This is a genomic window from Roseibium sp. FZY0029 (genome assembly GCF_036350355.1).
In the GTDB taxonomy this organism is placed as follows: Bacteria; Pseudomonadota; Alphaproteobacteria; order Rhizobiales; family Stappiaceae; genus Roseibium.
The window spans coordinates 597293-618945 of sequence record NZ_JAZDVZ010000003.1 but is presented as its reverse complement, the minus strand read 5'-3'; the positions used below and the strand labels follow the sequence as shown (position 1 = coordinate 618945).

The 21653-nt window shown below is 58.5% G+C and carries 20 protein-coding genes; 7 read left to right on the top strand and 13 right to left on the bottom strand.

What is annotated here, in order from left to right:
* Nucleotides 1-427: 427 nt before the first annotated feature.
* A complete protein-coding gene (locus tag V1T76_RS11230) occupies nucleotides 428-1588 on the top strand; it encodes a porin (RefSeq protein WP_330560743.1) in 1161 nt (386 codons plus the stop codon).
* Nucleotides 1589-1778: 190 nt separating this feature from the next.
* Here the strand turns inward: V1T76_RS11230 and V1T76_RS11225 are convergent, their stop codons facing one another.
* Complete coding sequence (locus V1T76_RS11225) at nucleotides 1779-2708, bottom strand: alpha/beta fold hydrolase (protein WP_330560742.1); 930 nt, start codon at nucleotides 2706-2708, stop codon at nucleotides 1779-1781.
* Between the two features lie 275 nt (nucleotides 2709-2983).
* Between V1T76_RS11225 and dapA the strand changes: the two genes are divergently transcribed.
* Both dapA and smpB read left to right on the top strand, forming a co-directional pair.
* Entirely contained in the window at nucleotides 2984-3862 is an 879-nt protein-coding gene (gene dapA / locus V1T76_RS11220; protein WP_330560741.1) for a 4-hydroxy-tetrahydrodipicolinate synthase, read from the top strand.
* Nucleotides 3863-3966: 104 nt separating this feature from the next.
* Nucleotides 3967-4446, top strand: coding sequence for an SsrA-binding protein SmpB (gene smpB, locus V1T76_RS11215; RefSeq protein WP_330560740.1), 480 nt, complete (start codon nucleotides 3967-3969; stop codon nucleotides 4444-4446).
* A 187-nt stretch (nucleotides 4447-4633) separates the two neighbouring features.
* Here the strand turns inward: smpB and V1T76_RS11210 are convergent, their stop codons facing one another.
* From V1T76_RS11210 to V1T76_RS11200, 3 genes are all read right to left on the bottom strand, one after another.
* Nucleotides 4634-5092 (bottom strand): acyl-CoA thioesterase, encoded by a 459-nt coding sequence (locus tag V1T76_RS11210; RefSeq protein WP_330560739.1) that lies wholly within the window; start codon nucleotides 5090-5092, stop codon nucleotides 4634-4636.
* Entirely contained in the window at nucleotides 5089-6252 is a 1164-nt protein-coding gene (locus tag V1T76_RS11205; RefSeq protein ID WP_330560738.1) for an iron-containing alcohol dehydrogenase, read from the bottom strand. Before V1T76_RS11205 ends, V1T76_RS11210 begins: the two co-directional genes overlap by 4 nt.
* 191 nt (nucleotides 6253-6443) lie before the next feature.
* On the bottom strand, nucleotides 6444-6851 hold the full coding sequence (locus tag V1T76_RS11200; RefSeq protein ID WP_330560737.1) for a DUF2000 family protein: 408 nt from the start codon (nucleotides 6849-6851) through the stop codon (nucleotides 6444-6446).
* On the opposite strand from V1T76_RS11200, the gene V1T76_RS11195 reads away from it, so the two are divergent.
* On the top strand, nucleotides 6850-7758 hold the full coding sequence (locus tag V1T76_RS11195; RefSeq protein ID WP_330560736.1) for an AraC family transcriptional regulator: 909 nt from the start codon (nucleotides 6850-6852) through the stop codon (nucleotides 7756-7758). The two genes, V1T76_RS11200 and V1T76_RS11195, sit on opposite strands and share 2 nt — an antisense overlap.
* A 30-nt stretch (nucleotides 7759-7788) precedes the next feature.
* On the opposite strand, the gene parC is transcribed toward V1T76_RS11195, so the two are convergent.
* On the bottom strand, nucleotides 7789-10041 hold the full coding sequence (gene parC, locus V1T76_RS11190) for a DNA topoisomerase IV subunit A (protein WP_330560735.1): 2253 nt from the start codon (nucleotides 10039-10041) through the stop codon (nucleotides 7789-7791).
* Nucleotides 10042-10407: 366 nt separating this feature from the next.
* Between parC and V1T76_RS11185 the strand changes: the two genes are divergently transcribed.
* The 3 genes from V1T76_RS11185 (at nucleotide 10408) to lepB (V1T76_RS11175) (ending at nucleotide 14055) form a co-directional block, all read left to right on the top strand.
* Nucleotides 10408-10929, top strand: coding sequence for a hypothetical protein (locus tag V1T76_RS11185; protein ID WP_330560734.1), 522 nt, complete (start codon nucleotides 10408-10410; stop codon nucleotides 10927-10929).
* A 285-nt stretch (nucleotides 10930-11214) separates the two neighbouring features.
* Nucleotides 11215-13257 carry a putative bifunctional diguanylate cyclase/phosphodiesterase gene (locus V1T76_RS11180; protein WP_330560733.1) on the top strand — a complete coding sequence of 681 codons (2043 nt, stop codon included), beginning with the start codon at nucleotides 11215-11217 and terminating at the stop codon, nucleotides 13255-13257.
* A gap of 123 nt (nucleotides 13258-13380) precedes the next feature.
* Nucleotides 13381-14055 (top strand): signal peptidase I, encoded by a 675-nt coding sequence (gene lepB / locus V1T76_RS11175; RefSeq protein WP_330560732.1) that lies wholly within the window; start codon nucleotides 13381-13383, stop codon nucleotides 14053-14055.
* 16 nt (nucleotides 14056-14071) lie between these two features.
* Here lepB (V1T76_RS11175) and recO read toward each other — a convergent pair whose 3' ends face one another.
* The 8 genes from recO to V1T76_RS11135 form a co-directional block, all read right to left on the bottom strand.
* On the bottom strand, nucleotides 14072-14827 hold the full coding sequence (gene recO, locus V1T76_RS11170) for a DNA repair protein RecO (RefSeq protein WP_330560731.1): 756 nt from the start codon (nucleotides 14825-14827) through the stop codon (nucleotides 14072-14074).
* Nucleotides 14828-14886: 59 nt separating this feature from the next.
* Nucleotides 14887-15813, bottom strand: coding sequence for a GTPase Era (gene era / locus V1T76_RS11165; RefSeq protein ID WP_330560821.1), 927 nt, complete (start codon nucleotides 15811-15813; stop codon nucleotides 14887-14889).
* 87 nt (nucleotides 15814-15900) lie between these two features.
* On the bottom strand, nucleotides 15901-16611 hold the full coding sequence (rnc, locus tag V1T76_RS11160) for a ribonuclease III (protein ID WP_330560730.1): 711 nt from the start codon (nucleotides 16609-16611) through the stop codon (nucleotides 15901-15903).
* Between the two features lie 36 nt (nucleotides 16612-16647).
* Complete coding sequence (lepB, locus tag V1T76_RS11155) at nucleotides 16648-17400, bottom strand: signal peptidase I (protein ID WP_330560729.1); 753 nt, start codon at nucleotides 17398-17400, stop codon at nucleotides 16648-16650.
* Between the two features lie 115 nt (nucleotides 17401-17515).
* Nucleotides 17516-17947, bottom strand: coding sequence for a holo-ACP synthase (gene acpS / locus V1T76_RS11150; protein WP_330560728.1), 432 nt, complete (start codon nucleotides 17945-17947; stop codon nucleotides 17516-17518).
* 71 nt (nucleotides 17948-18018) lie between these two features.
* The gene (locus tag V1T76_RS11145) at nucleotides 18019-18633 is read right to left on the bottom strand and encodes a DUF2062 domain-containing protein (RefSeq protein ID WP_330560727.1); all 615 of its coding nucleotides are present in this window, start codon (nucleotides 18631-18633) and stop codon (nucleotides 18019-18021) included.
* A gap of 31 nt (nucleotides 18634-18664) precedes the next feature.
* Nucleotides 18665-19246 carry an orotate phosphoribosyltransferase gene (pyrE, locus tag V1T76_RS11140; protein WP_330560726.1) on the bottom strand — a complete coding sequence of 194 codons (582 nt, stop codon included), beginning with the start codon at nucleotides 19244-19246 and terminating at the stop codon, nucleotides 18665-18667.
* Nucleotides 19247-19356: 110 nt separating this feature from the next.
* Nucleotides 19357-21603, bottom strand: coding sequence for a RelA/SpoT family protein (locus V1T76_RS11135; protein WP_330560725.1), 2247 nt, complete (start codon nucleotides 21601-21603; stop codon nucleotides 19357-19359).
* Nucleotides 21604-21653: the final 50 nt, after the last annotated feature.

Here is a 21653-nt window from a genome sequence, read left to right as displayed (position 1 = left end):
GATTTCTGGCTGTGATCCTTTGAACTCCAGTCAGTCACGCGGCCCGGCAGGCTTCAATCTGCCGGGCCGTCCCCATTTTGATTCCCCGAGAATCCGCATGGGGTGAGGCGCGAAGCCTCCCGGTCAAGGGCCGGTCAAACCGGCGTTTTTGCCGAGAATCCTAACAGTTTCTAAATTTCCCATCTGTTTTTGTGACATTCGCGCAACACCGGTTTTTGAAAACAGCCGCTGCGGTAGGTCAGAACCGTATTCTGTGTTGAACCGCGAAATTGGATGCGTATGGTCATCCTTGCGAGCGGCTTCGAGCCGCACTGATTTGTCTGCCTCGGACGTCCAACCTCCGGTCGGTGGCAAACTCAGAAACAATTCGCGGGGACAATGGCGCTTCACTTTGGTGCCAATTGAAATGACTGATTGGAGGTCAGATATGAAACTCAAGAGCTTGATGCTCGGCGCTGCAGCTGCTGCTGCTGCCACCACCGCACAGGCAGCCGATCTTCCGGTTGCTCCGGAGCCGGTTGATTACGTTCGCGTCTGTGACGCTTACGGCGCACGCTTCTACTACATCCCGGGCACCGAAACCTGCCTCCGCGTTGGCGGCCGTGTTCGTACCCAGGTTGTCGTCAACAACACGCTGGACAACGGCGCATGGGGCAACCGTGACTCCGACGGCTACTCCTGGCTGTCTCGCGGTTACCTGTACCTGGACGCTCGCACCGCAACCGAATTCGGTACCCTGCGTGCATACGTCTCCATGTACTCCACCGTTACGAACGCTGTCGGCTCCTCAACGCTCGACAACGCTTACATCCAGTGGGGCGGCCTGACGGCTGGTCTTCTGACCTCGAACTTCGACATCTTTACCGGTCAGACGTTCATGGGTGTTGTTAGCCGTAACTGGTCCGATCAGACGGTCAACCAGATCGCTTACACCGCAGCTTTCGGCAACGGCTTCTCCGCTACGATCGCTCTGGAAGATCGTTCGCATCGTGAAGTTGGCACCTACGGCGGCACTCGTGCACCGGACCTGGTCGCTGCTCTCGGCGTTTCCCAGGGCTGGGGTTCTGCACAGCTGTCCGGTGCTCTGCATCAGGTTTACCCGGATCGTGCAAACGCACACCAGACCGGCGCAACCAACAACGGTGCTGACGATTCCCTCGGTTGGGCAATCGGCGGTGGCGTAGCCATCAACCTGCCGATGCTGAACTCCGGTTCCAACATCTTCTTCCAGGGCTTCTACGCAGACGGCGCTCTGTCCTACATCGGCGCAGGCAGCACCGTTGGCGGCGTAGCAGTCTCCGATTACGGCCCGACCAGCGGCACCTCCACCGGCTACTCCCTGTCGGCTGGTGCTTACATCCAGGCAACTTCCACGATCGGTCTGGCACTCGACGGTTCCTACATGGACATCGATCAGCCGAACGGCGCAACCGACCTGACCCGTTGGGCAATCGACGGTTCCGTACAGTGGGAGCCGGTCTCTGGCTTCGTAATGGGTGCTGACGTTGGTTACGCCAACACCGACCCGAGCTCTGCGTCTGACGTTGACGAACTCCTCTTCGGTGTTCGTATGCAGCGCACCTTCTAATCAACCCTCTCTCGAGGTTTGATGGAAAACCCGGCGGAAACGCCGGGTTTTCTTTTGTCTTGTCGAGGCAAAATGTCTGCAAAGAGCTACGCACATTGTGTTGCGCTAGCTCAGAAGCTCAGAAGCTCAGAAGCTCAGAAGCTCAGAAGCTCAGAAGCTCAGAAGCCCGCACATTGCCGTCTGATCAGGGTCAGACGGATTTCAAAAATTCCGAGATCGTTTTATGGGTCTCGCCATCCCACAGAACCGGGGCATGTCCCTGGCCGGCAACGGTTTTCAATGCCGCGTTGGGATGTTTCTCCATCATGCGGCGGCAGGTGTCCGCACTCAGCAAATCGGAATGTTCCCCGCGAAGGACCAGAACCGGCCTGTCGGTCAGCTTTTCGTAGAGCGGCCAAAGATCGGGTGTGGGCGTGGCATCATCCAGGCTTGCCAATTGATGGGCGAGGGCCGGATCATAGTCCATCACGACATGTCCGTCGCGTTCCGATGCTAGCTGGTGGGCCAGTCTCACCCAGTCCGCCTTGACGAAACCTGGAAACTGATACCCGAGCGTATGTTCGAGCTTGTCCGCGATCTCCTCATGGGAGTCGTTTTTCATGTGATGGCCAAGTGTTGCGGCAATCCGGTGAATCGCGCGCATCTCGATATGCGGACCGATGTCATTGAAGATCACGGCGGCCATCCGGGATGCCGGGTAGCGCAGGCCCATGGCAAGGGCATGCAAACCGCCCCGTGAGGTTCCAAGCACGGCAAAGCGGTCCAGGTTCAATTCTTCGATGGCGGCGTCGATGTCCTTGTCTTCAACGGTCAGCGCGTAATTTCGCCAGTCTGGATCCCACTCGCTCTTGCCGCGCCCCCTGTAGTCAAGAGCGATGACCCTGTGGCCGCGGGATTGAAGAAAGCGAGCGATCTCATTGAAATCCCGTGTGTTTCGGGAAAGTCCTGGTAAGCAGAGAACCGGAACGGGAGGCGTTGCGCCTTCGGACGCAGCCTTTGCCGCTGGCCACTCGCGCCCCGAAAGGGTCAGCCCGTCCGGGCTTTTCCAGGTAAACTCGACCACCGGGGGAGTTGGCGCGGTGTCGGTGTTGCGAAATGCTTCTTGTGGCGCAGAAGCCATGAGTGTCTCCCGTAGCGTTTCCATCCAGAATTTTTTTCAAAGATAGGGTGGAATGCGGAGGGCTGCCAATAGGAAGACTTCTTATCCGGGTTTGAAAAGGAGGCGGCAGGTGTCGCTCGAAGAGCGCAGTTGAGGCAAGAAAAGTCGAAAAGCTGCAGTTCTATGGCGTTGGAACCATTGCTCCTTCTTCAGCAGATGAGTATGTTGCGCCTCCATCTGAAAAAGATATCTTTCCGCCTGTCGGAACCGCGACAATCATCCAAGAGGAAACCGAGATGTTCAAAGGTTCAATTCCAGCGCTGATTACCCCGTTTAAGGACGGAGCGCTTGATGAGAAACGGTTCCAGGAGTTTGTCGACTGGCAGATTGGCGAAGGCTCATCCGGTCTCGTGCCTGTTGGAACGACCGGGGAAAGCCCGACGCTGACCCACGACGAACACAAGCGGGTGGTGGAGCTGTGCGTGGAAGCGGCTGCCGGCCGCGTTCCCGTCATGGCGGGCGCTGGCTCCAACAACACGATCGAGGCAATCGACTTCGCTCAGCACGCCGAAAAGGCTGGCGCTGATGCCTTGCTGGTCGTGACACCTTACTACAACAAGCCGAACCAGGCCGGCATGAAGGCCCATTTCAAGGCCGTCAACGATGCCGTCGGGATTCCGATCTTCATCTACAACATTCCCGGCCGCTCGATCGTCGACATGCTTCCGGAAACGATGGCCGAACTGTTTGAAACTTGCGAGAACATCAAGGGCGTCAAGGATGCGACCGCCGACATGGCCAAGGCCAGCCGTCAACGCCATCTGTGTGGTCCCGATTTTGTCCAGCTCTCCGGTGAAGACATCTCCGCGCTTGCCTTTAATGCACATGGCGGTGTCGGCTGCATTTCCGTAACCGCCAACGTAGCGCCTCGGTTGTGTGCCGAATTCCAGGCAGCGACACTTGCTGGCGACTACAAGAAGGCACTTGAGTATCAGGATCGTCTGGCACCGCTGCACCGGGCCATGTTCCTGGAGCCGAGCCCGGGGGGCGCGAAATACGCGCTTTCCCTGCTTGGCAAGGTGGATGAAGAGCTTCGGCTGCCGCTGCTGCCGGTGACCGAGGCCGCACAGGCCGAAATTCGCGCTGCGATGGCGCATGCCGGCCTGATCAACTGACCGGAAAAGAAATGGCGCTTGTCGCCTGGAACTGACGTTCGTCTCGATGGTTTGCCTGTTCGAGACGAACTCAAATCCATGGCACTGACGCCGGAAGGATAAAAATGGCTCCGAGAAAAGGGGGCGATCCGGGGCGGACCATCATTTCCGACAACCGGAAAGCCCGGTTCAATTACGAGATTGAAGATACGCTGGAAGCAGGCATCGAGCTGAAAGGCACCGAGGTCAAGTCTCTGCGCAATGGCAAGGCGAACATTGCCGAGTCTTACGCTGCCGAGCATCAGGGCGAGATCTGGATCTACAACGTCTATATTCCAGAATACCTGCAGGCCAACCGGTTCAACCACGAACCGCGCCGCCCGCGCAAGCTGCTGTTGCACAAGCGCGAAATCGGAAAGCTCGCGGGTGCCGTCCAGAAGGAAGGCAAGACGATTGTTCCGCTCAAGCTCTATTTCAATGACCAGGGCCGGGCAAAGCTGGAACTGGCACTGGCGCGCGGGAAAAAGCTGCACGACAAACGCGAAACCGAAAAGAAGCGCGATTGGCAGCGGGAAAAGTCCCGTTTGATGAAGAACTTCAGCTAACTTCAGCTATCCACAGCAGCACTTCAGGACAATTCCGTGAGTGTGTGTAACCTGTTGAAGGCATGCGCATAACGTGTGGAAGAGCTGTGCAGTTGCTGTGGGTAGTGAAAACGCCTGTCCCGGGCCTTTCCCGTGGATTGCCTGTGATCTCTCATAGCTCAACTGTCTCACAAGACAGCTTCGGAACCTAAACCGTCAAACTTTCCAGAATGTCCCGTTTCCAGTCGGGAAGGGGGCAGGGCCTGCGCGTTTCGCGGTTCACGTGGACATGCACAAAGCGGCCGTGTGCCGCAGTTGTCTCGGCTTCACCGGCAAACAATCCGACCCGGAAAACCACAGACGTCGAGCCGAGTTTCTCCACCTTCAACCCTGCGGAAACGACAGAGGGGAAGGTGAGTTCTGCAAAGTAATGGCAGCCGGTTTCGACCACAAGGAAGATCTCGGGACTGCTGAGTGGGTCGAGCAATTTCTTTTCAACGTACCAGCTGTTAACGGCCGTGTCGAAATAGCTCAAATACTGCACATTGTTGACGTGCCCATAGATGTCCACATCCATCCATCTTGTGGGGATATGTAGAAAAGCTTTGAAGTCGGACCGTTTTAAAGGAGCAGGTCTGGCTGCTTGTGGAGAAGCTGTGAAGTTCATAGAGCAGCCTTGTAGATGTCGAACGCGTCCATTTCGCCAAGTTCACGCGGATTGTTGACCAGAAGGCGCGTCTGTTTCATGGCATCGCTTGCCAATTTAGGCAGATCAGCCTCGCTGATGCCGACATCGCGCAAGCGTGTTTCAAGGCCCAGTTTTGCGGCAAGGCTCGCAAGGTGTTCCGCGAAATGATCAGCGCGCGCGCTGGCATCGCTGACCTCGGCAAGTGCCGGAAAGACAATTGGGGCAATCTCGGCATAAGTGTCTGAAGCAACGGTGTTATTGAACTTCAGAACATGCGGCAGAACCAGCGCGTTGGACAGGCCGTGCGGCACGTGAAACGTGCCGCCGATGGGATAGGCAAGCGCATGAACCGCAGCCACCGGAGAATTCGCAAAGGCCATGCCGGCGAGCATGGACCCTAGCAACATGGCACCGCGTGCGTCCTTGTCGTCCGGTGTGAACACAGCCTTTTCGATATTGGCACCCAGCAGCTTCAAGGCTTCAACGGCTAGGATCCTAGTAACGGGATTGTTGTTCGCGGATTTCGAGGCGTAGCCTTCAATGGCATGGACCATCGCATCAATACCGGTGGCCGCTGTTACCGGCGCTGGCAGGCCAAGGGTCAGCAGCGGGTCGAGGATCGCGACATCAGGCAGCAGGAAGGGGGAAACGACGCCGCGTTTTTCTTCCTCCCCGACCGTGATGATCGAAATCGGAGTGACCTCCGATCCGGTTCCTGCAGTTGTCGGAACGAGGATCAGCGGCAAACGCGGGCCCTTGGCGTTTCCGATGCCCCAGGCATCGTCCAGATCCTCGTTGCTGCCCAGCAGCAGCGCGACCAGCTTGGCGACATCCAGAGACGAACCGCCGCCGAAGCCGATGACGGATGTCGCCCCGTGAGTACGGGCCGCATCCACGGCTGCATCGACGAGCGACCGCGGCGGATCGGCAACGACATCGCTGAACCGGCCCAATTCATGCCCGGCACCGGCCAGCGCGGCTTCGCAGGATGCTTGCAGGCCAAGGGAAGCAATGCCTGGATCGGTTACGAGAAAGGGGCGGCGCCCCAGAAAGGAAGCCGCGTGGCTTGCCAGGTTCGCCGCTGCTCCATTCTCGAAAACGATCCGTTGACTGGTGTTGAACGTGAACGCCCCTATCATATGTCCTCCCGGGTTCTCTTTGCCCAAGAGTGCCCGGAAATGACATGCGCAGTCGAGTCGAGATTGACCCGACTTTTGAAGGAGGCGGGCGGGGCAGACCTCTCCTTGCCTCTGCCCCATCAGGCACTTGCAGCGTCGGCAAACCGATGCAATGCCTCGCCTTGGCGCAAGGAGGTCGTGGCGCCGGCCGATCAGGCGTGCATCTTCGCGCCTTTGGAAATCTTGTCCGCGACCTTCTTGTCCGCATGAAAGGCAATGCCGACGACTTTTGCGTCGTCCGGCCCAAAGCGCGAAAACACCTCTCTGTTGGCGCTGTCGTGGCCGGTCGTGAACATTTCCTCTATGTAGAGGCTTGCCGGAACCGAACGGTCCAGCGTGCGCTGGTGGATCTTGCCGAGTGTTTGCGCATCGGCGCTCAGGACGATGATCGGCTGCACACTCATCGGGTGATAGACATTGGCTGCCGCGTCGCTATAGGGTTCACCGATTATGCCGGGCTTTGCCGCGGCAACACCGGTTGACAGGAACGCCGTCACATTCAGCTTCTGCCAGACAGCGAGATCTTCTCGGACAACAACGACGAACTTGGTTTCGAACATGACTTTCAACTCCACGCGGGGATTTCATCCAGAAAGGGAAGCGCACGATCTAGCGGAGCTGAAGCCAGGTGGTCTTGAACGTTTGTGCGCAATTGAAGCGGACAGGATCCACGTTGCGCCACCGGAACAAGGGATCGAGCGCATCGAGGCCCGGTTTCACGGCAACGGCTTTGCGCCGCACCGGCACGACACTTACGCCATAGGGTTGACCATCAGCGGTGTGCAGACCTTCAGTTATCGCGGTGAGAAACGGGCTTCGCTGCCGGGACAGGTGATCGTCATTCATCCGGATGAGCTGCATGATGGCGGTGCGGGAACCGAGCGCGGTCTCCGCTATCGCATGATCTACATTCCGCCGGAGCGGATCAGTGAAACGCTGGCTGTCTCAGGCAATGCGCGCCTGCCGTTTATCAGCTCACCGGTCCTCTCGGATGCTGGCTTCAGGAAAGATCTGGCGGATGCCCTGTCCGACATCGATTGCGAGATGGGCGACTTCCGGCGCGACTGTCTGGTGACGGATCTGGCTGCGTGCCTTGCCCGGCATGCCGATGTCCGCAAGGCAGGTGCCGCGTCGTTGAACTGGCCGTCCCTGAAGGCTTGCGCCGAGTATTTGAGAGAAGGTTGCGCCGAGCAGATCAGCATGGACGAGCTGGAGGATCTGGCGCAGATGGACAGGTTTTCCCTGTCGCGGCAGTTTCGCGACGTCTTTGGAACGAGCCCGCACCGGTATCTCGTCATGCGGCGTCTGGAGAGGGCCAAGACAGAGCTGCACACGGGAGCATCCCTTGCCGATGCGGCCTTTGCCAGTGGCTTTTCAGATCAAAGCCATCTGACCCGTCACTTCAAGCGCGCATTCGGGATGACGCCTGGTCACTGGCGGCGGCTTTGCGCCGCCAGTTTGGCTTAGCCCGGTCACGAAAAGGACCGCGTTTTCGCCTTAGAGCTTGCTCGGTCCAAACTTGTTCGACCGGGGGAAACCTGTCGGGGGGAGGCGGCCGGCCTGGCCGCGTTCACCGCGCCAGTCTGCGAGCTCTTCCAGCGACCGTGTGAAGCTTCGGCCGGAACTGTCTGTCCAGGTCAAGCCGTCTTCGCCCTTGAAGACGCGAATGTCCGAAATGTTGCCATCCCGGTAGCGCTGCAGGCGAACGCCGCGGCCGCGGCCCATCTGCGGGATCTGCACCAGCGGGAACACCAGGAGTTTCCTGTTCTCGCCGATAATGGCCACGTGATCACCGGATGCCTCCACGCAGATCGAGGCTTCGGCCGGTGCGCTGAGGTTCAGCACCTGCTTGCCCTTGCGGGTGTTGGCAACAACGTCATCCTCGCTGACGACAAAACCACGTGCTTCAGTGGTTGCCAGCAGCAGGTTGCGCCCGGGCTTGTGAACGAAGGCGTTCACCACATCCTGCGCCTCGTCCATTTCCACCATCAGGCGGATCGGCTCGCCATGGCCGCGCCCACCCGGCAGGCGGTCCGCACCCAGCGTGAAGAACTTGCCTCCGGTAGAGAACAGCAGAATCTTGTCCGTCGTCTCCGCGTGCAACGACAGCTTCAGCTTGTCGCCCTGCTTGAAGGCGACGCCGGAAAGGTCCGTCTGGTGACCTTTCATCGCCCGGATCCAGCCCTTTTCGGAGATGATGACGGTGATCGGTTCCTTTTCGATCATCGCCTGCTGGATATCGATCAGATCCGTTTCGGGGGCTTCGGACTTGTCTGTCCGACGCTTGCCGATTTCGGTTTCAGGGCCGTAGACCTTGGAGATTTCCGCAATCTCCTTGGAGATCTTGGTCCACTGACGCGCATCGGAACCGAGCAGCTTGGTCAGATCGTCTTTTTCCGCTGACAGCTTGTCGTGCTCCTTGCGGATTTCCATCTCTTCCAGCTTGCGCAACGACCGCAGGCGCATGTTGAGGATGGCTTCCGCCTGGACATCCGACAGCTCGAAAGTCTGCATCAGTTCGGCTTTGGGTTCGTCCTCTTCGCGGATGATGCGAATGACCTCGTCAAGGTTCAGATAGGCGACGAGATAGCCTTCCAGAACTTCGAGACGGTGGTTGATCTGGCCGAGCCGGTATTCGGACCGCCGGATCAGCACTTCCTTGCGGTGATCGAGCCACTCGCGCAGGACCTGCTTCAGGCCCATCACCATAGGCACCTTGCCCATGGACAGGACGTTCATGTTCAAGGAGAACCTGTTTTCCAGGTCCGTCAGCTTGAACAGGGACTCCATCAGGATATTGGCGTCGACGTTGCGCGAACGCGGCACCAGAACGATGCGGATATCTTCTGCCGATTCATCGCGGACATCGTCCAGAAGCGGCAGTTTACGCGCTGTCAGCAGTTCGGCGATTTTCTCGATCAGGCGCGACTTCTGCACCTGGTAGGGGATCTCCGTGACGACAATCGTCCACTGCCCACGGCCGAGGTCTTCCACTTCCCAGCGGGCACGAACGCGGAAACTGCCGCGTCCGGTTTCATAGGCCTCGCGAATGGACCCCTGATCCGACACCAGAAGACCGCCGGTCGGGAAATCCGGGCCCTTGATGTACTCCAGCAGCTCGCCCGTTTCCGCGTTCGGGTTCTTGATCAGGTGCTGGCACGCCTCGCAAAGCTCGAACGCATTATGCGGCGGAATGGAGGTCGCCATGCCAACGGCAATGCCCGACGAGCCGTTGCCGAGAAGGTTCGGGAAACCGCCCGGCAGAACGATGGGCTCCTTGTCCTCACCGTCATAGGTCTCGCGAAAATCGACGGCATTTTCGTCCAAGCCATCCAGCAGCCGCTTGGCGGTGTCGGTCATGCGCGCTTCGGTGTAACGCATGGCCGCTGCGTTATCGCCGTCAACGTTGCCGAAGTTGCCCTGGCCGTCGATCAGCGGATAGCGCTGCGCGAAGTCCTGGGCAAGACGGACAAGAGCATCGTAAACCGCCTGGTCGCCATGGGGGTGGTACTTACCGATAACGTCACCAACAACGCGGGCACATTTCTTGAAGCCGGACCCAGGGTCCAGTTTCAAAAGGCGCATCGCGTAAAGCAGGCGCCTGTGCACCGGTTTCAAACCGTCGCGCACATCCGGCAAGGCCCTGTGCATGATGGTCGACAAGGCATAGGCCAGATAGCGCTCTTCCAGCGCATTCTTGAGATTGATGCTCTCAATGCCGCTTGGCGGCGGTGTCGTCTCTTTTCCCATGGATATCTGCTAACCTGTTCGGCGGGCGGGTTCAATTCGCTTGCACGCGGAAAGGGCCGGAACTGGCCGATTTTCAACGGAAATCGGTAGGTCCAGGCAGGCGTGGCCGGCGATGACTGGCGAAGAAACCTATTGCGGCTGTTCCCGGTGGTCTTTTACAGGTAAATCCGAAATCATCAATGCAATCCTGGGTAGGCACTGAAAGCTCGGCAGGGCCCATTTCGTTCGTAGAATGAACCGGTGATATAACTGTCCTTTGCCGCAAGCAGTCTTGCTTCCGCGCTCCTGCTCTTTTCTCCATTGGCCGCTTTCGCGCAATCCGCACCATGGAACACGCCTTACGATTCCTGCTTCGACCGGCCGGACTTGGCACCTGAGTTCGAGGTTTTGCCCGATGGAACCGAGATCCGGAAAGTCATGCTTCCGGGTGATGTGCTGTTGGAGATGGAACGCAAGGACGGCAAAATAAAGATCGCTACCTTCGATCAAAGCGGCCATGGCGCGGTGCTCTGCGCCAAGGGGATCTATCAATTGGTGCGGGCAGCGCTCGACACCTGTCAGGACGTTGAAAACGTGCGCGTATCGCGTCTTGTGGACGAGGCGCTTGACCGGATGGATCGTTTCATCCTCGCCAATTCGATCGAGCCCGTCACGATGAGCCAACTGCAGGAGCGCGATCAGGCGATGCTCAGGAAACTCCGCAACGATCTGACCGGGCCGGATATATCTGGAAAGTTGAAAAGCTGTAAGGCGGACGTTCCCGAGCGTGTGCAACTCCCTGCGCGTCTGGTGTCTGGGTTTGACGAAACTTCGGACGAGGCGTTCACGGCGAGGGTCGACGACCTGCTGTCAGTTCCGCGCCTGCCGGCAATGAATCCGTGTCTTTAGGACAAGAAGCCATACAAGGGCTGCGGACTTACCGATGACGCAGCCGCTGATGATGCGCGCATTTCTTGATGTGCACGCCAAGCTACGAATATCAGAAGGCGCACGGGGTGGAGCAGGTGCCGTCCTGAGCATGGGATGACGCGGTGAAGGCGCCTTGTAGAAAAACAAAAGTAAAAGTCTGAAAAAAACGTCCCTTCCTTAATGTCATGTCAAGGCAGGTGAGGTATCAAGACAATGAAGTAGTGGATTTTAACGATGGTTTGTTAAACTTTGGAACGCGCCTTCATGGGGTCAAACTGGGTAACGTCGGCCTGGACGTCATTCACCACCTGGGTTGCCGGTGAGAGCGGCGATCCTGACGTCGCGCTTGCGCAATATCAGTTCGTCCAGCGTCAGACCCCATTCCTCTACATGATGAGCCTGGCGGGTGGCTGGGGTTTGTCTCTGACACATTGGCCGGTCGCCCCTGTCTTTCTGACCCTTGTCATTCCGCTTCTGGTGACTGCTTTTGCGGTGCAACGTATCGTGACTGTCCGCAGACGCCAGAAAATGACGCCCGATCACGACGAAATTCTGACCTGGCAGAAACAGACGAAGATCCTGGCGGTTGTTTCGCCGGCGCTCTTCTCGATCTGGGTTCTGTCGCTTTTTCCCTATGGCGGACCCTACCTTCAGGTTCAGGTCGTTTTCACGATTGCCGTTGCCAACCTGGTGCTTCTCTTCTGCCTGATCCATTTTCGCGCCGTGGCCGTCATCAACGCATTTTGCGCCAATACCCTGTATTTTCTTTATTTTGCCATCACGGGGGAGGAGGTCTTTACCTATTTCGCACTCTATGGAATTGCCGCCTCAATGGGCGCTTTTTTCGTTCTGAACAACCACTATCGCGGCTTTATCAGCCTGATCCGCGCCGGCAGGGACCTGAAACGCCATGCCGAGGAGCTGGAACACAAGCAGGACGAAACCCAGAAGCTGAGCGATCTGAACTATTTCATCGCCAATCACGATCACATGACTGGTCTGCCGAACAGGCGGTGTTTCCTCATGGAACTGGAAAAAAGCTTCACCTCGGCTCGTCAGTCGGGGGACGCGCTGTCCTTGTGTGTGTTCGATCTGGGCGGCCTCGGAGCGATCAACAACATCTATGGTCTCAACATTGGCGATCAGATCCTGCAGGAGGTCGTCAGAAGGCTGCAATCCAAACTCGAACCGCACTTGTTCGTTGCCCGCATCGCCGGCGACGAGTTCGCTCTCCTTGCGGTTGGAGACGCGGCAGCCTTTTCCGACGTCAACAGTTTCTTCACAGAGCTCTTTGCCGAGGCCTGCCCGTTGCCGGAAGGCAGCATGAAGTTGAATTACGCCGCTGGAATAGCGCATGTGGATGGAAGCGTGCTGTCGCCCACGCAATTGCTGGAACGTGCCGTCTACGTTCTGCAGGAAGCAAAATTGAACCGGAATCATCCGGTTGCCGTTTTCGGCCCACGGCACAGCGAGCAGATGCAGTTCCACGCCAGGATTACCCAGGCACTGCAGGCGGCGGATATCGACACCGAAATATCGGTCGCCTTCCAGCCCATTGTGGACGTGGTGCATAACCGGATCACGGGCGTGGAGTGCCTTGCCCGCTGGAACAGCCCTTTGCTGGGCAATGTGCCGCCTGGCGACTTTATCCCCATTGCCGAGCGTTGCGGGGTGATCAACAAGCTGACGCTGTCCCTGTTGCGCAAGGCGCTTGAAGCGGCCCGCAATTGGCCTGACGACCTGAAGGTGTCGTTCAATCTGTCGGCAAGCAACCTGTCGTCCCGAGGTTTCGTTCAGGAAATACTCGCTCTGCTGGCTGAATATGACTTTGATCCCGCGCGGCTGCATTGCGAAGTGACGGAAACCTCCGTGATGTGGGACTTCAAGGAAGCGAGCCGGGCGATCCTGGCGTTGAAGGAAACCGGCATCCGCCTGTCTCTCGATGATTTCGGCACCGGGTATTCAAGTCTCACTCATGTCCACAAGCTGCCGCTCGATTGCATCAAGGTCGATCGCAGTTTCGTCCACGGTATTCGGCCGGATACAGCAGGATATGGCATCGTCAAATCCCTGTTGGCCCTCAGCCGGGACATGGGCATTGCCTGCGTTGTGGAAGGTGTTGAAACCGAGGAAGAACTGTCGATCCTCAAAAGCCTCGGCACAAGCGAAGTGCAGGGCTACCTGTTTTCCAGGCCGCTTTCCGAAGCGGATCTTGGACGTCTGTTCGCCAAGGGCATGACCCTGTCGGGCAGCACCGTCACGCCGGACATTTCTCCCGCTGCTCAGAAAACCGCACAGGCAGGATGAAGACACGCCGCGGGAAAACCTACGATTGCAGGAAGGAGTTGTGAGAATCAGCTTCACCCTCTAGTGGATCCTCTGATTGTTTCAATCACGCAGCCAAACGCGTGAGGTCCTTCAAGGTGGTGCATGACTTCCAGACGCAAATCTTTTCGTTGGCTTATCGTCGTTTTGGTGGCGCTGGTTCTTGCTGCTGTAGTGGTGTCCTGGAATGATTTTTACCTGTTGCGCCTGAAAACCTATTCCATTCCTTCAGGCAGCATGCGTCCGACCCTGGAGGTCGGTGAAGTTGTTCTTGGGAGAAAAATCTTCCCCTCAATGGGCGAGCACTATGAGCCAGTCCGCGGAGACGTAATCGTTTTCAATATCGCTGCAAAAGGGGCAAACGATTATCTGAAAAGGGTCATCGGCTTGCCTGGCGAGCGCATACGGCTTCAGGACGGCGTGGTGCTGATCAATGATGTGCCTGTTCCACGTCAGGCCCTTGCAGACTATCGCTACGACGCTTCAGACGGTACTGAGGTCTCTGCTCCGCGATACAGGGAAACTTTGCCGAACGGCAGAAGTTACGAGGTTCTGGATCTCAATCCGCAAGGAGAAATGGACACGACAAGAGAATATGTCGTGCCCGACGGTCATCTGTTTGTAATGGGCGACAATCGGGACAATTCGGTCGACAGCCGTTACACGAATTACATCGGATATGTACCGCTGAACGAAGTTACTGGTGTCGTTGAGACGATCCTTCTTCGCAAGGGCGAGAGCAGTTCGCTTTGGCAGCCGGTGCAGCCGGAAGCAAATTAGGCGTGTTTCTGGAGTTTCAGAAATTCCAGGGGAATTCGGTTCGGTAACGCTTTTCAAGGGCGGTGAGCACCTGGTTTCGTGTGCCGCCGTCCCTGGCCTCATGTTCCTGCACGTATCTGTTCAGGAAAAAGCTCGTCAATTCGAAACCCTGGGTGACATCGGCCCAGGTCAGCTCACTGCCTGCCTGCCGTTGCCCGTCCAGAAGAAAGCTGGGCAGGGGGAGCAAGCGGTCATGATAGGGCGCGCCGGCTTCCCGGCAGACTGCACGGGCGGATTTCGGTGAGACATAGGCAAGGTCTTCGTTGCTGCCGGTGGCGACGCAGGATGAAAGATCAAGACCGATACCGAGGTCACGCAAGACCTCAAGCTCGAAGCGGATCAGAAGCGCGGCTGCCGCGTCCGAAGCCTCCAGATGGTCCAGAACCACGGGCAGCGCATTGAACAATCTCGGGTAGGCATGTCTTTCGGGCAGGAGGCGAAGCAGAAAGGCCAGATGCTGGAGCGCTGCCAGACCGAGACTGCTGGTCATGAGGTCACCCGCCCGCAGCGTTTCCGGCTCAATCTGAAACTGGCCGAGATGGTCGGAAAGGCGTGCCTTCCAGGTGAGGGTAAGCTCATTGCCAGGCTGCAGGACAGGCCGGTGCCGCCGGGAACGACCACCACGCACAAGGCCGAGGTGGCGGCCATGATCCAGCGTCATGGCCTCCAGAATGACATCGTTTTCGCCGTGTTTGCGGGTGGTCAGCACCACGCCGCGTCCGCTCCATTCCAAGGGCCGATTCCCGTTTCACGTCTGGCCGGGAGTTTGGCGGATTCGGAGATCCGCGCAAATTATTTCGGAAATTCGAGCCCCATTTCCCGGTAGCGCTCCGGATCGTCCGCCCAGTTCTCCCGAACCTTCACGAACAGGAACAGATGAACGGGAGCTTCGATGATTTCCGAAAGCTCTTCGCGGGCGGCTTGAGAAATCGCCTTGATGGTCTGGCCGCGTTTGCCGAGCACGATGGACTTCTGGCTATCCCGTTCCACGTAAATGGTCTGCTCGATCCTGGCCGATCCATCCTTGCGGGCCTGCCACTGTTCTGTCTCCACGGTGGAGATATAGGGCAGTTCCTCGTGCAGGCGCTCGAACAGCTTCTCACGGGTGATCTCGGCGGCAAGAATGCGAAGAGGCAGATCCGACGGCTGGTCTTCCGGAAAGAGCCAGGGACCGTCCGGAACCTTGGACGCGAAATAGTCCAGAATGGACTGGGTGCCATCGCCGGTCAGAGCGGACACCATGAAGGTCTCTTCAAACGGGACGATTTCATTGATCTTCTGCGCCAGCTGAAGCAGTTTCTCGCGCTTGGCGACATCGGTCTTGTTGAGGATCAGGACCTTGGGCGCCTGTTGGCTGGAAAGGCGTTTGAGGATGTTCTCCACTTCCTCGGTCAAACCTTTTCGGGCATCAACCAGAAGCGCGATCAGATCGGCATCGCGCGCACCGCCCCAAGCGGTATCGACCATGGCGCGATCGAGCCGGCGCTTGGGTTTGAAAATGCCTGGCGTATCGATGAACACCAACTGCGCCGCACCGTGCATGGCCACGCCGCGCACGATCGTGCGGGTGGTCTGCACCTTGTGCGTGACAATGGATACCTTGGTGCCGACAAGCTGATTGATCAGAGTCGATTTACCGGCGTTGGGCGCGCCGATCAGGGCAATGAACCCGGCCTTGGTGTCAGCCGGCATCTCCGGCAACGGCTCGGGAAGCGGCATGTCGAAACGGCCGGTCGGGGCCTGAAAGCCGTTGTCATCGTCCTCGTCCATCGGACCGCCGTTGGTGGTGTCGTCGCTCAACCTGTTCTATTCCTTCCACACGCCTTCCCGGCGCAGCACGGCTTCTGCCGCATTCTGTTCTGCAATTCGTTTTGAGCCACCCTTGCCTTCGCCCGGCGGCAACCCCTGAACGGTGACCGACACGGTGAAATTAGGAGCGTGGTCCGGTCCGTCCCGGCTGGTGACATCGTATCGCGGCGTCGGCAGGCTCTTGGACTGCGCCCACTCCTGCAACGTTGTCTTGGCATCGCGCAGCGGACCCGACCAGGATAGCATACGCGGCTCCCAAAGGCGCGTGATGAAACTTTCGGCCGCTTCGAAGCCGCCATCCAGGTAAATCGCGGCGATAACGGATTCGCAGATGTCGGCAAGAAGGGCGGTTTTCTTGCGGCCGCCCGTCTGCGCTTCTGCAAGGCCGATGCGCATCGCATCGCCGACGCCGAGTTCCTGCGCGATTTCCGCACAGGTCTCGCGCTTGACCATATGGTTGAAGCGACGGGCCAGTTCACCTTCGTCTGCCTTGGGAAAATGCTTGTGCAGCATGGAGGCAATCACGAGGCCGAGAACACGGTCACCAAGAAACTCCAGACGCTGATAACTTCCCGCAACCGTTTCGGACGGGGGCAGGGCGCTGGCATGAGTCAGCGCGACCCGCAACAGCTCCAGGTCACGGAACTCGTATTGCAGCGCGTTTTTCAGGGCCGAAATCGGCCCTGGTTGATGAAGTTGTCTTTTCATGCTGCCTGCTTCGGCGACGTACCGCCAAAGCCCCGGTTAGAGTGTCCGGCCAATCCGTTCCCAACGAACGCTCCACGGCCAGGACCAGATATGCCAGGCTGGCGTTCCTTCCTTGACGGAGAAGAACAGGATTTCGGCACGGCCCATGAAGTTTTCGAACGGAACGTAGCCGACCCTGTCCAGATAGCGGCTGTCGACAGAGTTGTCGCGGTTGTCGCCCATCATGAAGAAATGGCCTTCAGGCACCTTGTACTCGCGGGTGTTGTCCTTATCTCCGCGTGTCGTCAGGTCCAGGGTTTCGTAGGAAACGCCGTTCGGCAGGGTTTCCCGGTAGCGCGGCACCCGGCGCACGAGACCAGAGGGCGATTGTTCGATGTAGTCGTCGATCCGCTCGCGTTTGACCGGTTCGCCGTTGATATGCACCACGCCCTCGATGACCTGGATGGTATCGCCCGGCAGGCCGATCACGCGCTTGATGTAGTCAATGGACGTATCGGTCGGCAGCTTGAAAACGGCGACATCTCCCCGCTCTGGCTCGGCGGACCAGATCCGGCCGCTGAAGGGGCCCAGGCCGAAGGGGAAGGAAAAGCGCGAGTATCCGTAGCTGTATTTGGAGACGAACAGATAGTCGCCAACCAGCAAGGTGTCCTTCATCGAGCCGGACGGAATGTTGAACGGCTGGAACAGGAATGTTCGCACGATCAGGGCAAGCAACAACGCCTGGACAATAACCTTGATGGTTTCGGCTAGGCCGCTGTCCTTATCCTTCTTGTTTTCCGTCACGCTCATCTTGTCCCTTGATCAAAATCGTCCGGCGTTCTGTTCGGCAGCGCCGTTCACAGCCGGACTCTTATCCGCTAGCGCCTGCCGACGCAATGAGAGGAAGGCCCTTAAGGCAGGGCTTTCAGGGGGAATCCGCCTTTTGCGGCTCGGGCCAGTCGGTCGGCCAGGCTGAAATAACGACAAAGGCCTGCGCCAGCGGGTAGTCGTCCGTAATTGTGAGATCGATAGTGGTCTTGAAACCGGAGGGTACCATGGCCTGCAAGCGCTCGGCGGCGCCGCCGGTCAGGGCGATGGTTGGCTTGCCGGACGGCAGGTTTACGACGCCCATCTCGCGCCAGGCGACACCCATGCGAATGCCGCTGCCGAGTGCCTTCGAGCAGGCTTCCTTGGCTGCAAAACGTTTTGCGTAGGAAGCAGCCCGTTCTGCGCGCTTGTCCGATTTGGTTCGCTCAACTTCGGTGAAGACTCGGTTGGTGAAGCGCTCTCCGAATCTCTCGAGAGTTTTCTCGATCCGGCGGATGTCAATCAGATCGCTGCCAATTCCAAGGATCATGCCTTGCTTTCCAGATTGCGGCGGGATTGGGACGAGGTCCAAACCCTAGTTGGACCTGCCGGCCGTGAAAATCAAGCGCTGCCGTCTTCTTCCACAGTGTTGCCCGGAGCGGGGAACAGCCGGCCATGTTTGCTGGCACCCTTGTCGGCGAGTTTGTTTCTGCGCCGCCGCTGATAGACTTCGACACTCTTGTAAACGATCACGTAGGACACGGTTCCGACGATAAGACCGAGCGGAACAGCACCGATGAACATCGGTTTGAGCATTGGCCAGAGGGCATCGAGCGACTTTGCGAAAAGACCATGCTGAAACTGCTGGTGGACCTGGTGGGGGTCGGCGTGCGGCGCACGCCCGTAGAGAATCCATTGCCCGATTTTGAAGGTGAAGGCCCAGATGAACGGGAATGTCAGCGGATTGCCGACCGATGTTCCCAGCGCAGCGGCAATCAGGTTGCCGCGCACCATGTAGGCAATCCCGAACGCTGTCAGAAAATGGAACCCGACCAGGGGCGTGCAGGAGGCGAACGCCCCCGCGGCGAAGCCGAGGGCAATTGCGTGGGGTGTTGCCGTCAGTCGCAGCACACGCTTGCCGAAATAGCGGGTCGAGCGCGCCCAACTGTTCCGCGGCCAGACGGCGACACGCAGCCGCTCGATCCTCGTTGGCCTATTTCTTCGGCGAAACAGCATGGTCTAAGGTACGATCCCGTGTTCTTTTCGTTCAGCTCAATCCGCGGCTGCCCGGCTTGACTGCAGGCAGGGCGGCCAGTTCCGGCGGCAGGTTATCCGGTTCATAGGCCGGAACCTTGTATTCTGCCAGCGCAATTACCGGTACAGAGGCATCGGCCTCGCCACCGGAGCGGTCGATCAGGCAGGCAACACCCAGGACTTCAGCACCAAGAGCTTTCAACGAGGTTACCGTTTCGCGACTGGAAAGGCCTGTCGTAACGATATCCTCCACAACGATGACCCGGGCGCCTTGCGGCATTTCGAAGCGCCGCAGGCGAAATTCACCGTCTTCCCGCTCCACCCACATGGCCGGAACGTTGAGATGGCGGGCTGTTTCGTAACCCGGGATGAGCCCTCCAAGGGCAGGTGACACGATGTAATCGATCCTGCCGAGACCAGAGGACTGGATTTTTTCGGCCAGCGCCTTGCAGAGTTTTTCCGTCTTGTCCGGATACATGAACACGCGCGCCTTCTGCAGGAAGACCGGGCTGCGCAGACCGGAGGTCAGAATGAAGTGGCCTTCCAGAAAGGCTCCGGCCTCGCGAAATACGGCCAGAACTTCATCGCGTGTCATTATCAGATCCCCTCAAAATTCTTCGGCGGCTGCGCGCCTGCCCATGGTCGATCAGCGTTGTCGTCCACTCGAAAGTGGTTTTGTCCTTCTTGCCGGCTGCGCCTGGCAGCCTAGCCATTCACACGGCTGACGCTGGAAACATTCGGCTTGCTACGCAGCTGGTTTATGATCCTGTTCAGGTGTTTCAAATCCCAGACTTCCAGATCGATGATCATCTGATGGAAGTCCGAGGCGCGCTGCATCATCTTGACGTTGTCGATATTGCCGCTGTTTTCGCCGATCACCTGAGCGATGGTCGCCAGGGAACCGGGTTCGTTTGCAGCCGAAATGTCCAGGCGCGCAGGGAACCGTTCCGGATTGTTGACGTCGATGTCCCAGCGAACGTCGACCCAGCGCTCCGTCTGGTCGTCGAATTCCTTCAGGGACGGCGATTGTATTGGATAGATGGTCAGTCCTTCGGACGGGGTCAAGATGCCGACGATACGGTCGCCGGGAACAGCGCCGCCATCTGGCGCGAAAGTGACCGGAATGTCGCCGGACAGACCTCGGATCGGCAGGGCAGGGCCTTCTTCGGCTTCGCCATCGGCGTTGACGGCGGCCTTGTCTGCAGCCAGCTCTCCCGGTGGAATGCGGAACTTCATTCCATGGCCCTGCTTTAGGCCGAACCAGCCTTCTTCCATCGGTGGACCGGAAATGGCCACACGTTCGTCCTGGTAGTCCGGATGGGCTGATTTCAGAACCAGTTGTGCCGAAAGGTCGCCGCGCCCGACCGCCGCCAGCAGATCGGCAACGCTGGCCTGGTGCAGTTGGTCGAGAACAGCTTCCAGAAGATCTTCGGAATAGGCCTTGTCCGCTCTCGCGAAGGCACGCTTCAGAATGTGTTCGCCGAGCGCGCCGTACTGCTTGCGCACGGATTCCCTGGTGGCACGGCGGATCGCGGCACGAGCCTTGCCGGTAACGGCGATCGCTTCCCAGGCCGGTGGCGGCGTTTGCGCGGGCGACCGGATGATTTCAACTTCATCGCCGTTATGCAGCTCGGTGACCAGCGGCATGATCTTGCCGTTGATCTTGCAGCCGACGCAGGTGTTGCCGATGCCGGTATGAACCGCATAGGCAAAATCGATCGGCGTCGCGCCGCGGGGCAGGGCAATCAGCCGGCCCTTTGGGCTGAAGCAGAAGACCTGGTCGTGGAAAAGCTCCAGCTTGGTATTTTCCAGAAACTCTTCCGGCGTGTCCCCCTGGGCCAGCAACTCGGTGGTCCTGCGCAGCCATTCGAAGGCGCGGCAGTCCTCCGTGTGGCGGGCAATATTGCGCCCGCCGAATTCCCCGTCCTTGTAAAGCGCATGCGCGGCAATGCCGTACTCCGCAACCCTGTCCATGGAAATGGTGCGGATCTGCAATTCCACACGCTGGCGCGATGGACCGACGATGGTGGTGTGGATCGACTTGTAGTCGTTCTGCTTGGGTGTGGAGATATAGTCCTTGAACCGGCCGGGAACGGTTGGCCAGGTCGTGTGAATGACACCCAGAACGCGGTAGCAGGCCTCCACGGTGCCGACGGTGACGCGGAACCCGTAGATATCGGAAAGCTGCTCGAAGCCGATGGCCTTGCGCTGCATCTTGCGGAAGATCGAGTAGGGTCGTTTTTCACGGCCTTTCACCAAGGCAGCCATGCCCCGCTCGCTGAGGCGCTCCGTCAGAGTTGTCTCGATGTCCAGGATCAGGTCTCGGTTGCGTTCGCGCAGATCGACCAGACGGTCGGTGATGGTTTCATAGGCTTCTGGGTTGAGCGTGTGGAAGGCGATGTCTTCCAGCTCCTCGCGCATGTCATGCATGCCCATGCGCCCGGCGAGCGGCGCATAGATTTCCATCGTTTCTTCGGCAATCCGTCCGCGCTTGTGTTCCGGCATATGGTGGAGCGTGCGCATGTTGTGCAAACGGTCGGCCAGCTTGACCAGAAGCACACGGACGTCATCGGCAATGGCCAGCAGAAGCTTTCGGAAGTTTTCTGCCTGCTTGGCTTTCTGCGAGACCAGGTCAAGTCGCTTGATCTTGGTCAGCCCCTCGACCAGCTTGCCGATTTCCTCGCCGAACAGGGAGTCGATCTCAGCACGGGTCGCATCGGTGTCCTCGATGGTGTCATGCAGCAGGGCGACGGCAATTGTCGCGTCGTCCAGGCGCAGGTCCGTGAGGATCGCGGCAACTTCGAGCGGATGGGAGAAATAGGGGTCGCCGGACGCACGGGTCTGCGAGCCATGCTTCTGCATGGCATAGACGTAGGCCTTGTTGAGCAAGGCCTCGTCGGCGTCCGGATTGTAACGCGTAACCCGTTCAACGAGTTCGTATTGACGCATCATGGCCGCAACCGACCCTGGCAAACGGCTGAGACATCAGCGGGACAGACAAA